General features: G+C 38.9%; 13 protein-coding genes. All 13 read left to right on the top strand.

What is annotated here, in order from left to right; translation table 11 throughout:
- The first annotated feature begins 19 nt into the window (after positions 1–19).
- The 13 genes from FTT74_RS08035 (at position 20) to rfbD (ending at position 13,913) form a co-directional block, all read left to right on the top strand.
- Entirely contained in the window at positions 20–1,138 is a 1,119-nt protein-coding gene (locus FTT74_RS08035) for a glycosyltransferase (protein WP_179988865.1), read from the top strand.
- Complete coding sequence (locus FTT74_RS08030; RefSeq protein ID WP_179988864.1) at positions 1,135–2,229, top strand: glycosyltransferase; 1,095 nt, start codon at positions 1,135–1,137, stop codon at positions 2,227–2,229. The genes FTT74_RS08035 and FTT74_RS08030 overlap by 4 nt, the downstream gene beginning before the upstream one ends.
- Positions 2,226–3,365, top strand: a complete 1,140-nt coding sequence (locus FTT74_RS08025; RefSeq protein WP_179988863.1) for a glycosyltransferase family 4 protein — start codon at positions 2,226–2,228, stop codon at positions 3,363–3,365. The genes FTT74_RS08030 and FTT74_RS08025 overlap by 4 nt, the downstream gene beginning before the upstream one ends.
- 32 nt (positions 3,366–3,397) lie before the next feature.
- Positions 3,398–3,937: a serine O-acetyltransferase gene (locus FTT74_RS08020; RefSeq protein ID WP_179988862.1), complete on the top strand. Its 540-nt coding sequence runs from the start codon at positions 3,398–3,400 to the stop codon at positions 3,935–3,937.
- 153 nt (positions 3,938–4,090) lie between these two features.
- The gene (locus FTT74_RS08015) at positions 4,091–4,693 is read left to right on the top strand and encodes a sugar transferase (RefSeq protein ID WP_179988861.1); all 603 of its coding nucleotides are present in this window, start codon (positions 4,091–4,093) and stop codon (positions 4,691–4,693) included.
- Positions 4,693–5,352 carry a NeuD/PglB/VioB family sugar acetyltransferase gene (locus FTT74_RS08010; protein ID WP_179988860.1) on the top strand — a complete coding sequence of 220 codons (660 nt, stop codon included), beginning with the start codon at positions 4,693–4,695 and terminating at the stop codon, positions 5,350–5,352. The genes FTT74_RS08015 and FTT74_RS08010 overlap by 1 nt, the downstream gene beginning before the upstream one ends.
- Before the next feature lie 19 nt (positions 5,353–5,371).
- Positions 5,372–6,547 (top strand): DegT/DnrJ/EryC1/StrS aminotransferase family protein, encoded by a 1,176-nt coding sequence (locus tag FTT74_RS08005; protein WP_179988859.1) that lies wholly within the window; start codon positions 5,372–5,374, stop codon positions 6,545–6,547.
- A 50-nt stretch (positions 6,548–6,597) separates the two neighbouring features.
- Entirely contained in the window at positions 6,598–8,442 is a 1,845-nt protein-coding gene (locus tag FTT74_RS08000) for a nucleoside-diphosphate sugar epimerase/dehydratase (RefSeq protein ID WP_179988858.1), read from the top strand.
- A 154-nt stretch (positions 8,443–8,596) separates the two neighbouring features.
- On the top strand, positions 8,597–9,853 hold the full coding sequence (locus FTT74_RS07995; RefSeq protein WP_179988857.1) for an oligosaccharide flippase family protein: 1,257 nt from the start codon (positions 8,597–8,599) through the stop codon (positions 9,851–9,853).
- Positions 9,850–10,722: an ATP-grasp fold amidoligase family protein gene (locus FTT74_RS07990; RefSeq protein WP_179988856.1), complete on the top strand. Its 873-nt coding sequence runs from the start codon at positions 9,850–9,852 to the stop codon at positions 10,720–10,722. Before FTT74_RS07995 ends, FTT74_RS07990 begins: the two co-directional genes overlap by 4 nt.
- Before the next feature lie 3 nt (positions 10,723–10,725).
- Complete coding sequence (locus tag FTT74_RS07985; RefSeq protein ID WP_179988855.1) at positions 10,726–11,892, top strand: nucleotide sugar dehydrogenase; 1,167 nt, start codon at positions 10,726–10,728, stop codon at positions 11,890–11,892.
- 30 nt (positions 11,893–11,922) lie between these two features.
- Positions 11,923–12,999, top strand: a complete 1,077-nt coding sequence (gene rfbB, locus FTT74_RS07980) for a dTDP-glucose 4,6-dehydratase (protein WP_179988886.1) — start codon at positions 11,923–11,925, stop codon at positions 12,997–12,999.
- Positions 13,000–13,007: 8 nt separating this feature from the next.
- Positions 13,008–13,913 (top strand): dTDP-4-dehydrorhamnose reductase, encoded by a 906-nt coding sequence (gene rfbD / locus FTT74_RS07975; RefSeq protein WP_179988854.1) that lies wholly within the window; start codon positions 13,008–13,010, stop codon positions 13,911–13,913.
- Position 13,914: the final 1 nt, after the last annotated feature.

Here is a 13,914-nt window from a genome sequence, read left to right as displayed (position 1 = left end):
ATGTTATTTAGGTCTGATTATGTTGAATAAAGTCATGTTCTTTTTGCCAAGCTTGGGCGGTGGTGGTGCAGAACGTACAGTCATTCAACTAGCGAATAGTTTGGCCGAACAAGGACTTAAGATTCATTTGGGTGTATGTGACCTAAATGGTGAAAAAGCCAAGCTGTTACCCGAAGTGAGTTCAAAAATTGAATTGGTCAATTTTAATTGCGGTCGGGTGATGAATAGCATTACGCCCTTGAAAAAAAAAATGAAAGCTGAGCAATATGACTGCTTAGTGGCAACGCAAACCCATACCAATATTGTGGCAGGCATTGCCAAAAAGTTAGCAGGCGTCAAAACACGTTTGATCTTCCGTGAAGTGTCTACGCCGTCTAAAAATATGAAGTTGCAGGGGATTGCCAAGTTTGTGCTAAAAACTTTGGTGAATTGGACGTACCCGATGGCACAGCAAGTGGTATGTGTGTCTAAAGGCGTCGAAACGGATTTTCGAGAATATTACAGTTATAAACAGAATAATCTGAGCACTATTTATAATCCTGTACTCGATGATGCCTATTTTGAAAAACTCAACGCCCCAGTCTCGCACAAATTTTTCAATGAGACCAACAAGGTCATTTTGGCGGTTGGTCGTTTAACTGAGGCCAAGAACTTTGGCTTTTTGATTCGTTCATTTAAAGCCTTACATGATCAGTATGTAGATACACGTTTGATTATTTTAGGCGAGGGTGAATTACGTACCGAGTTTGAAGCCTTGGTGAATGAATTGGGTTTAAAAGATGCGGTCGATTTACCCGGTTTTGATGCCAATCCTTATGCCTATTTTAAATATGCCTCACTGTTTGTACTCAGTTCGAATTGGGAAGGTTTGCCAGGTGTACTGATTCAAGCCTTAGCATCCAAAGTGAAAGTGGTCAGTACCGATTGCCCAAGTGGCCCGATGGAAATTTTAGACCATGCCAAGTTTGGTTTATTGGTTAAATGCAATGATCAAACAGGTTTAACCCAAGCGATGCATCAGGCGATTTTTGCCGACTATGTACATTACTCAGATGCCGATTTTGGCACGCATATTCAGCAGTTCCATAAACAAACCGTGCTGAAACAGTATATGCACATGATGGAGTCTGCATCATGAGTAAACCTTTAATGGTGCATGTGATTACCAACTTTGCAGGGGTGGGTGGTGCTGAAATGATGTTGGCACGCTTGATTCAATATACGGAAGATCATTATCAGCATGTCATTATTGCTTTGATGAAAACATCGGAGGTGTATCAAAGCACGCTTGATCGTTGCCAGTCATATTATGCGCTCAGCTGGAATGGCATAAATACACTTGGAATCATCAAAAAACTGCGTGGACTACTCAAACAACTACAACCTAAAACCGTGCAATGTTGGATGTACCATGCCAATGCGTTGACGAGTTTAAGTGTCATCGGTTTAGCCCACAAACCGAATGTCGTGTGGGGCATTCATCACTCGCTTGCATCACCGAAAGATGAATCGATCAGCACCAAAATTGCACTCGGTTTAAGTCAAATTTTATCGAAACAGCCAAGTGCCATTATTTACTGTGCGCATTCATCGAAACAGCAACATACTGGTTTTGGTTTTAAAAATGCTCAACAGTATGTGATTGCAAATGGCGTATTTCTTGATAAATTTCAGCCGAATTTACAGCTCAATCAGCCAACGGTGATTGGGTTTGCTGGTAATTATCGACATGCCAAAGGTTATCCGTATTTGTTTGAAACTATGGGCTTGCTCAAAGATGAAAACATCATCTTTAAAATTGCGGGTGGTGGGGCAAGTTTAGACAATCCAGATGTTAAAGCCTTATTTGAGCAGTATCAGTTAGATGCTCAAAAAGTTTATCTCTTAGATCAAATCTCGGATATGCCTGCCTTTTATCAATCGATTGATGCATTCCTGATGACCTCAATTACTGAAGGTTTCCCGAATGTGTTGGTCGAAGCGATGGCATCGGGTTTGCCGTGTATCAGTACCGATGTCGGTGATGCCAAATACATTGTGCAGGATTTAGGAACCATTGTTCCGCCACGTAATGCCCAAGCCTTGGCAGATGCAATTTTAAAATATGCACAAAAAACAGATGCAGAAAAACAAGCCTTAAAACAAGCAACGCGTGAACGTGTTGAACAGAATTTCAGTATTGCGACCGTTAGCCGTCAATATATGCAGGTGTGGAGCCAACAGGCATGAAATTTTTAATGATCAGTAGTTTTTTGCCGTCGGTGCTGAACTTTCGTGGCAAATTATTGGAAGCGATTTCTGCCAAAGGCTATGAGATTCATATCATGGCACCTGAGTTTGCAAGCTTTCCTGAAGAACAGCAAAAACTGCAAGCACTTGGCTATCATTTGCATGAAATTCCCATGCAACGTACTGGCACCAATCCACTTGCAGATTTAAAACTACTGAAAAATCTGTATCAGCAAATTCGTCGCATTCAACCGGATTATGTGTTGTCCTATACCATTAAACCGGTGATTTACGGCACACTCGCATCATGGCTTGCCAAAGTCCCACATCGTTTTGCGTTGATTACCGGTTTGGGTTATGCCTTTCAAAATGTGGGATCTGGCAAGCGTAGTCTGTTCCAAAAAATGGTACATGGTTTATATGCCCAAGCCTTAAAACATAGTGACAAAGTCTTTTTCCAAAATCCGGATGACTTAAAGTTATTCCAAGATATGCATTTGCTTGAAGCCAATAAACCGACTGTGGTGGTGAATGGTTCAGGCGTGAATGTACAAGACTTTGATGTGATGCCCTTACCGAAAAATGCACAAGGACAGGTCAAAGCATCTTTCTTGCTGATTGCACGGCTTTTGGGTGATAAAGGTGTGCGCGAATATGCTGAATCGGCGCGCATCATCAAAGCACAATATCCTGAATCGGAATTTCATTTGGTCGGTTGGATTGATGATAATCCATCAGCTATTTCTCAAGCCGAACTCGATGAATGGATTGCCGATGATCGCCTCAAATATTGGGGCAAACTCAGTGATGTCCGTCCTGCAATTGCGGAAAGCTCGGTCTACGTGTTGCCCTCCTACCGTGAAGGCACGCCACGTACGGTATTAGAGGCGATGGCTATGGGGCGGGCGATTATTACCACCGATGCACCAGGTTGTCGTGAAACGGTATCGCACGGTGTGAATGGTTATTTGGTCGGAGTGAAGTCTGTATATGATTTGGTGCAATGCATGCAATACTTTATTGAAGATCCAAAACTGATTGAGTATATGGGACAGCGTTCGCGAGAAATTGCGCTGAATAAATATGATGTGCATCAAGTGAATAAGCATATGCTGGCTGAAATGGGTATCCATTAAAGGCGATTCACCCAATTTAAGAGGCGATCCAGATGACTTTAAAATATATAAAAAGTGATTTATACCGTTATACGGGCAAGCTTGGTTTTAAATCATTTTTGAAAACTTATTTTTTCAATCGTGGTTTTAATTTTTCATTTTGGCTGCGTTTGGCCAGTGCAAAATCATTTTGGGCAAAGTTGGCTTATCCCATTTATTATTATAAAAAAAAGCAGTACGGCATAGATATTCATACCACAACTCAAATTGGCTATGGCTTGTTTATTGGTCATGGCGGGCCGCTGGTTGTTAACCCTACGACTGTGCTTGGCAATAATGTAAATTTATCGCAATTTACAACGATTGGTGCCAATGGCGGCCGTCAAGCAGCAGAAATTGGTGACAATGTTTATATTGGGCCAAATGTCTGCATTATTGAGCATGTAAAAATTGGCAATAATGCCACTATCGGTGCGGGCAGCGTTGTGACGAAAGACATTCCTGAAAATGCAACTGCGGTAGGAAACTACGCGAAGGTGATCAGCATGAATAACCCGGGTCATGCAGTCAATCGTCGTTGGACCGATCTCTAAACGACTATATTTTCGGGATCTTTTGGAATGGGCATTACTTGAGTCCCTTTGACGGTTGAAATATTTTACAAATCTGATGGTCTCGAACAGAGTATAATCATTGCTAGAAATGGATACCATTTCCCCATCTTCATCTAATCTTAAGAGTGAACCATGTTAAAGCGCTTATTGGATATTGTGATCGCATCATCTGCGCTGGTGCTGCTGTCTCCTGTTTATGCTTTGGTGGCTTATAAGGTGAAAAAGAATTTAGGTTCTCCTGTTTTATTCCGTCAGCTACGTCCGGGTCTGTATGGCAAGCCTTTTGAAATGGTGAAGTTCCGCACTATGAAAGATGCACTCGATGCGCAGGGCAATCCATTACCTGACAGTGAGCGTCTGACGCCATTTGGAAAAATGCTCCGTGCTACCAGTTTGGATGAAATGCCTGAACTGTGGAATGTAATTAAAGGCGATATGAGTATTGTCGGACCACGACCACTGTTGATGGAATATTTACCGCTCTATAATCGTGAGCAGGCCAAACGTCATAACGTGCGTCCGGGCATCACAGGACATGCGCAAGTGAATGGTCGCAATGCCATTTCATGGGAAAAAAAGTTTGAACTCGATACGTGGTATGTGGAAAATCAGTCTTTATGGCTCGATTTTAAAATCATGTTAAAAACCGTGAAAAAAGTGATTGCCAAGGATGATATCAGTGCCGAAGGTGAAGCCACCACGACCAAATTTACCGGCACACCGGAACAAAAATAATGACAACACTCTATGCGATTTATGGAGCTTCAGGTTGTGGGCGTAGCCTGATGCCTGTCGCGCGTCAGCAATTGGCACGTCAAGGGGATGCGTCTGAAATTATCTTTATCGATGATGCTTTAACAGACATTGCTTCGGTCAATGGTCATCGTGCCATGAATTACCAAGCATTTTTAAATGAAACGGTTTCAGAAAAATACGTACAAATTGCCATTGCCAATAGTCATGTACGAGAAAAGATCGCTCAGCGTTTAAAGATGGATGGCATTCAGCTTTGGTCGATCACTGCGGACAATGTGGTTTTAATGGATCAAATTGAGCTTGCTAAAGGCTCTGCTTTAAGTCCCTTTGTCACTATTGGCTCAAATGTCAGAATCGGTAAGTGTTTTCAAGCCAATTTATACAGTTATGTTGAGCATGATTGTATGATTGGGGATTTTGTTACTTTTGCGCCAGGCGTAAAATGCAACGGCAATATTCATATTCATGACCATGCCTATATCGGCGCAGGTGCCATGATTAAGCAGGGCACCCCCGATCAGCCTTTAGTGATTGGTAAAGGTGCGATTGTCGGCATGGGCGCCGTGGTCACCAAAAGTGTCCCTGCGGGCGCAACAGTGGTGGGTAATCCTGCGCGGATTGTCACGACTTCACAGTAATACGTTTTAGGAAAATTCCATGTTAAACAGTGCATTTGAGCCTTGGCCAAGCTTTACCCAAGCAGAAGCCGATGCGGTGTCAAAAGTCCTTTTGTCCAATAAAGTGAATTATTGGACAGGTCAGGAATGCCGTGAATTTGAAAAGGAATTTGCACAGTTTGCAGGAACCAAACATGCCATTGCCGTAGCAAACGGCACGGTGGCACTGGATTTAGCCCTAAAAGCCCTCGGCATCGGTGCAGGGGATGATGTGATTGTCACTTCACGCACGTTCCTCGCTTCAGCAAGTTCGATTGTGACTGCGGGTGCTAATCCAATCTTTGCTGATGTTGAACTAGATTCGCAAAACATTTCACGTCGTACCATTGAAGCAGTGATTACACCCAATACTAAAGCCATTATTTGTGTGCATTTGGCAGGTTGGATGTGCGATATGGACCCGATCATGCAATTAGCTGAGGAAAAAGGCATTTTTGTAATTGAAGACTGTGCCCAAGCACATGGCGCGATGTACAAAGGTAAATCGGCAGGTTCAATTGGTCATATTGGGGCGTGGTCATTCTGCCAAGACAAGATTATGACCACAGGCGGTGAAGGCGGGATGGTCACCACCAATGATGAAGGTCTTTGGAAAACAATGTGGTCGTATAAAGATCACGGTAAAAACTTTGATAGCGTCTATAACAAGCAACATCCACCGGGCTTCCGTTGGTTGCATGACTCATTTGGTACCAACTGGCGCATGATGGAAATGCAAGCCGTGATTGGTCGTCTGCAACTCAAACAAATGTCTGAATGGACGTCAAAACGTAATACTAATATGGCGCGTATCCAAGGCGTATTTGAAAACAACCCTTACTTTACCGTAGCGAAACCATCGGCTGACTATGTGCATGCCGCTTATAAATGCTATGTGCAAGTCAATGTTGATGCATTGCCAGAAGGCTGGTCACGTGACCGCATCATGGCAGAAATCAATGAGCTAGGTGTGCCATGCCTGAGTGGTTCATGTTCAGAAGTGTATTTGGAAAAAGCCTTTGATGATACACCGTGGCGTCCAGTTGAGCGTTTAGCCAATGCAAAAGCTTTAGGTGAAAGCAGTTTGATGTTCCTAGTACATCCAACTTTGTCTGAGCAAAGCATTCAAAAAACCGTGGATGTGATTCAAAGCACCATTGTTAAGATTCAAGCTTAAAACAGCGTATAATCACGCCGTGCTATTTCAGCAGATCTAACAGAGCCTCAATGAAAGATTTTATTCGATCAATTGCATCTTTACCGCGTCGCCAAAAACAAGTAGTTTTGGTGACCATGGATCTGTGTATGCTTCCACTCATGATGTGGTTAGCATATGCCATCCGTTTGGCACGTCCAAATGTTACGGTGATGCAGGGGCTTGAGGCTTGGTACATTTACGTTGCGATTTTTGGCGTACTCGTTTTTGCGTTGCTTGGCATTTACCGCGCGATTGTGCGTTCATTTAACGAAGATTATTTACTACGTATTTCAATTGGCACATTTATCCAAATTGTGGCGTTATATACCATTAAAAAATTAGATGTTGCCTTTATTCCAATGAGTATTCCACTGATGTATGGCTTTATGCTGTTTTCATACATGTGGTGGAGTCGTGCATTCATTCGTTATGCAACCCTCAAAACCTTTGCCAAAAAACAAAGCCGTAAACGCGTGGCAATTTATGGCGCAGGTTTAGCAGGTCAGCAAATTGCTGCAGCGCTAAACCGTTCAGATGATTATTTACCTGTTTGTTTTATTGATGATAAACGCTCTTTACAAGGGCAGTCATTAAGTGGTTTAAAAATTTACTCACCGACAAAAGCGCAAACCAAGTTGGGTAAATTTGGTATTGAAGAGGTCTTACTTGCGATGCCTTCTGTTGGACGTTCACGGAAAAAAGAGATTATTGAATCTTTTGATTCGGCAGATGTCAAAATTATGGAACTGCCAGGGGTAACGCAACTGGTGGATGGGCAAGTCCAAGTTTCAGATATTCGCGAAGTGGATATTATTGACTTACTTGGTCGTGATCCTGTACCGCCAAAGCCTGAGCTGTTAGAAAAAAATATTAAACATAAAGTGGTGATGGTGACAGGAGCAGGGGGGTCGATCGGCTCTGAGTTATGTCGTCAGATTGTGAAGCATCAGCCGAAATTGCTGGTGCTGTTTGAAATGTCTGAATTTGCTTTGTATTCAATTGATCGTGAATTGCAGGCTTCTGATATACAAATTATTCCAGTGCTAGGTTCTGTCACCAATCAGCAAAAATTAGAACGTATTATTCAAGAGTACAAAGTGCAAACAGTTTATCATGCCGCAGCTTATAAACATGTACCACTTGTTGAAGCAAACCCATTTGAAGGTATTTATAATACGTCCATTGGCACACAGCGTAGTGTAGATGCAGCGGTGAATCAAAATGTTGAAACTTTTGTTTTAATTTCAACCGATAAAGCGGTACGTCCAACCAATGTTATGGGGGCGTCTAAACGTATGGCAGAATTGTATTGTCAGGGCCTAGCGTCGACGAATCCAAAAACGCAAATTAGTATTGTACGCTTTGGTAATGTGCTGGGTTCATCGGGGTCTGTAGTGCCTTTGTTTAAAAAGCAAATTGCACAAGGTGGGCCTGTGACTGTGACAGACCCTGAAGTAACGCGTTACTTTATGACCATTCCAGAGGCTGCACAGCTGGTGATTCAAGCGGGTGCGATGGGTACAGGTGGAGATGTATTTTTATTGGATATGGGCGAATCTGTGAAGATTGTTGATTTAGCTAGACAAATGATTCGCTTGAGTGGTTTCCGCGCTATGGATGAAAATGGAATTGGAGATATTGAGATTCAATTTACAGGTTTGCGTCCAGGTGAAAAGCTATATGAGGAATTGTTGATTGATCAAGATGGTGTTGAAAAAACAGAGCATGAGAGGATTTTGAAGTCTTTTGAGAAATTTTATAAACATGGTGAAATATCGAATGTTTATAATGAATTTAATGAGATCATGACCGATGAAAATAAAGCTCAACTTATGAGGATATTACGAACTTATGTAGATGGATTTGTACATTAATAATGTTAAAAAACAACACTAAAACATGGGTTTTGTCAAAAAACAAAGACAACAAAGATGGTTTTTACTATAATGTGTGGAAATCTGTAAGTGAACTCTTACTAATTATATCTAAGTAGATGAGTTAAGCTATTAATAGGATTAGAAGTCTGAAATGCAAGTTTTTTCTAAAAAGATTTTTTCTAATTCCTTATGGATGATGCTTGAAAAAGTGATTTCCATTTTTGGTTTAATTTTTGTGAATGCATTGATGGCGAAATATATAGGGCCTGAAAATTTTGGTAAATTAGCTTTTACCACTTCTATTTTTTTATTTGTACAGACCTTGGCATGGTTTGGTGCTCAAAATATTCTATTTAAAAGATTTAGCCAAAATGCTCAATCTGGATTAAAGCTAGCTATATCCACTCAAAAAATGCGACAATTTTTGTGTGTGTTAGTTTCTGCGATCGCTCTGGTATATTTATGGCTGTATACAGATCCGCTCACCTTTATATTTGGATTAGGCAATTTTATAGCAAGCTATTTTATAGTGAGTGATTTTTACACAACTTATAATAATAGTCAGTTAATTTCCTATGTAAATGCCATTTCAAACACCATTGGTTTAGCTGTAGCTTTAATTTTAAGATTTTTGCTTGTTTATTTTGAAGCAGAACCTTACACCATGGTCTATCCAATTATTATCATTGCATTGATTCCATATTTACTAAGAAAAATTTATTACCATCAGAAAAACAAGAAAATTTATATTACACATACGAAAAAATATAATAAATACCTATTTTTGACGGGTAGTAGCTTAGTTTTTTCAACGCTATCGATTGTGTTTTATACACAAATTTCAAATATATTTTTGGCGAAGTTTGTTTCCTTTTCAGAATTAGCTATTTATAACGTGGCACTAACTTTAGGTGGGGCTTGGGGCTTTGTAAACTTAGCTTTAATTACAAGTTTTTTTTCCAAAATTTATGAAGAAAAGCAATTTGAGGCTCAACAAAAGATTTTAAAGCAATTACATATCATTGTTCTTGTAATTTCAGGTTGTGCACTCTTAGGTATGTTGTGGTTAGGTGAGTGGGTTGTAGCATGGCTATATGGGGTTGAATATATAGCATCTGCAAATCTTCTCCCCTATATCGTAATTGGTACATCATTATCAGCACTTGGTACAATTAGCTATCGCTATATGATCAAATTTAATGCTTATCGTTATTTAGCAATTAAAATGTTCATCATGGCAATTTTTAGTTCAGGACTTTCGTATTTTTTGATTAATCAATATGGAGTAGTTGGTGCTTCAATTTGTTTTGTAATTGTTGAATTTATTTCATTAACAATCGCGAATTATTTCTTTAAAAAATCAATTATTTTGAAAATGCATTTAAAATGCTTAGGATTAAAAGTATGAAAAAAATCATTAAATCTATTATCTTGCAAATATACTATCTATTGCCAAATAGTAGTAAAGTAAGAATTGGATATTATTTGACTTATAAGAAATTTCCTAATTTGAAATTTCCTGATACATTTAATGAAAAAGTTTCAAAAAGAATAGTTTTTGAAAAAAATCCGTTATTTACGCAATTAGCAGATAAATATCTTGTTCGTAATTTTATAGAAAAAAAAATAGGAGATAATTTCCTAATTCCTTTGATTTTTTGCAGTAATAATCCTGAACAGTTATCCAATTTAGAATCTTGGAAAGGTACAGTTATAAAACCGAATCATGCAGCTGGTATGATTAAAATTTTTGATGAAGAGCCATGTGATTTAGAAAAGAAAAATACGATTAAGGAAGCGAAAAAATGGTTACTAGTTGATTACAGCAAATTTGGTGGTGAGGCTCACTACTCAGATATTTCACCTTGCATACTAGTTGAAAAAAAAATAACAAAAGGCAACGAGATTCCAAGAGATTACAAGTTTCATTTTTTTCGCCAAAAAGATGGCTCTTTTAAATATGTTCTACAAATTGTAGATGGAAGATTTGGAGTTGAGTCACGAGGGTATTATCTTAATTCATTAGATAATTGTGTGTGGTCTCATGGTGCAGGTAAACACAATTTATCAGAGCATGAAAAACAACATTTATATGAAGCTATAGAGTTAAACAAGAAATTTTTTGATGGTGAGAGTTTTAATTATTTACGAATTGATTGGTATTTAGTAGGTGCAAAATTGTATTTTGGTGAATTAACTTTTACACCAGGAGCTGGACGTTCTAATGAATTCGGATCTGAGCTTGAAAAAATAATGTCAGATTTTTGGGTGGATTGAAATATGAACATAACAGTCGTTGGAACAGGCTACGTAGGATTGTCAAATGCTGTTCTTTTTGCGAAGCAGCATCACGTCATTAGTTTGGATATTAATTCTGCACGTATTGATTTAATTAATCAAAAAAAGTCACCCATAGCAGATGACTATATTGAACAAGCGTTAAGTGAACAAAAGTTGAATTTAACTGCAACCTTAAATGCTGAGCAAGCATATAAAGATGCCGATTACATTATTGTTGCTACGCCAACCAATTATGATGCTGAAACGAATTATTTCGATACCTCATCGATTGAAAGTGTGATTGCTCAAATTTTACCGATCAATAGCACGGCAACAATTATTATTAAATCCACAATTCCAGTGGGATATACTGCACAATTAAAAGAAAAATTTAAAACCAATCAAATTGTATTTGCACCAGAGTTCTTACGTGAAGGAAAGGCACTTTATGATAATTTGCATCCATCTCGAATTATTGTGGGTGAAAAATCTGAACGTGGTGAAAAGATTGCTCAACTTTATTTAGATGCAACAATCGAGAAAAATGCGCCAACACGTTGCATGGATTCGACTGAAGCAGAAGCGGTAAAGTTATTTTCGAATACTTATTTAGCAATGCGAGTGGCTTATTTTAATGAGCTTGATACTTACTGTGAAAAAAATAATCTAAACAGTTTAGATATTGTCCAGGGTGTGAGTTTAGACCCACGAATTGGAAACCATTATAACAATCCTTCATTTGGTTATGGTGGATATTGTTTACCAAAAGATACTAAACAGCTATTAGCAAACTATAAAGGTGTACCACAAAATTTAATTCAAGCGATTATTCATTCAAACCAAACACGTAAGCAGTTTATTGTTAAAGAAATTTTGAAAAAACGCCCTAATGTGGTGGGTGTGTATCGTTTAACAATGAAAGCAGGTTCTGACAACTTCCGTGATTCTGCCATTCAAGACATTATGCGTGAATTAAAAGAATATAATGTTGAGGTTGTTGTGTATGAACCGACATTGAATGTTGAACATTATGAAAGCTACTCAGTCCAAAATAATTTAAATGAATTTCTAAATATTTCAGATGTAATTTTAGCGAATCGTATGAATGATGATTTAATAGAAGTACAGTCTAAGTTATATACACGTGATTTGTTTGGTGAAAACTAATTTTTTATTACAATTGCATTGAGATAAATGATGAAAATACTAATTACGGGTGGTGCAGGTTTTATTGGTTCTGCTGTAGTACGCCATATTGTTCACAATACTCAAGATACAGTTTTGAACGTTGATAAACTAACATATGCTGGAAATTTAGAGTCTTTAGCAAGTGTCGAAAATATGGAGCGTTATGCTTTTTCACAAACAGATATTTGTGATCGTAGTGCTCTAGATGACTTGTTTTTAAGCTTTCAACCAGATGCTGTTATGCATTTGGCTGCTGAGTCTCATGTGGATCGCTCAATTTCTGGGCCAGCTACTTTTATTGAAACTAATATTATTGGTACATACCAGCTATTAGAAGCAACACGTCATTTTTGGAATAAGCTATCAGAAGAAAAACAGCAAGCATTCCGTTTTCATCATATTTCAACCGATGAGGTTTATGGTGATTTAGAGGGTACAGAAGATTTATTCCTTGAAACGACACCTTATGCACCAAGTTCACCTTATTCAGCAAGTAAAGCAAGCTCAGACCATTTAGTGCGTGCATGGCATCGTACCTATGGTTTACCCGTAGTTTTGACAAATTGTTCGAATAACTATGGACCTTATCATTTCCCTGAAAAATTGATCCCATTAATTATTCAAAATGCATTGGCGGGCAAGGCATTGCCTGTGTATGGAAATGGTCATCAAATTCGTGATTGGCTTTTTGTTGAAGATCATGCAAGAGCTTTGTATAAGGTTGTGACCGAAGCCAAAGTAGGTGAGACTTATAATATTGGTGGTCACAATGAACAAAAAAATATTGATGTTGTAAAAAATATTTGTGCATTGCTTGAAGAATTAGCACCGAATAAGCCTGAAGGATTGGAACATTATCAGGATTTGATTACCTATGTAACAGATCGCCCAGGGCATGATTTACGTTATGCAATTGACGCAAGCAAAATCCAAAAAGATTTGGGATGGGTTCCTCAAGAAAGCTTTGAAACAGGACTGCGTAAAACGGTTGAATGGTATCTGAATAATCAGGAGTGGGTTGAGCACATTCAGAGTGGTGAATATCAAAACTGGATTCAACAGCAATATCAAACTGAAAAGGCTTAATTAATTAGATGAAAATTTTGCTTTTGGGTAAAAATGGTCAGGTTGGCTGGGAGCTGCAGCGTGCTTTACAGCCATTAGGTCATTTAATTGCTCTAGATCGATCAGTAAATGAAGATGGTTTCTGTGGTGATATTGCTAATTTTTCTGCAATTGAAGATGCATTAGCTCAAATTCAGCCAGATATCATCGTGAATGCGACGGCTTATACTGCGGTAGACAAAGCTGAATCGGAAAAAGAGCTTGCTGACTTAATAAATCATAAAGCTGTTGCTCACTTGGCACAGCTTTGTCAGCAGCAAAATATTTTATTGGTGCATTACTCAACAGATTATGTATTTGAAGGTACAGGGATTACGCCTTGGACCGAGGACTCACCAAAGCAACCGGTAAATCATTATGGTCAAACTAAACTTGATGGTGAATATGCTTTAGAGAAAAGTCAGGCTCGTTTTATTAATTTTAGAACATGCTGGGTTTATGGCGCACATGGAAATAACTTTATTAAGACAATGTTGAAGTTGGCTCAAACTAAAGAAGAGTTAAGCATTATTCAGGATCAAGTGGGTGTTCCAACAGGTGCAGCTTTGATTGCAGATGTGACAGCACAAGTATTGCGGTTTTACACTTTGCAAAACGCAGATGAGCAAAGCAAATTGCATGGCCATTATCATTTAGCACCCGCTGGTGAAACGACTTGGTATGACTATGCCAATTACATTTTTGATCATGCACGTCAACATGGCACGACTTTAGCTATTCAAAAAGTGAATCCAATCTTAACCGCAGCTTATCCGACTCCTGCAAGTCGTCCGCTGAATTCACGTTTAAATACAGAGAAGCTACAACAGTCCTTTAAGTTGCACTTGCCGAATTGGAAACAGGGTGTAACACAAGTAATTAATGAGATTCTATAAC

The sequence above is a fragment of the Acinetobacter sp. YH01007 genome, assembly GCF_013420425.1.
In the GTDB taxonomy this organism is placed as follows: domain Bacteria; phylum Pseudomonadota; class Gammaproteobacteria; order Pseudomonadales; family Moraxellaceae; genus Acinetobacter; species Acinetobacter towneri.
This window is presented reverse-complemented; position numbering and strand designations above follow the sequence as displayed.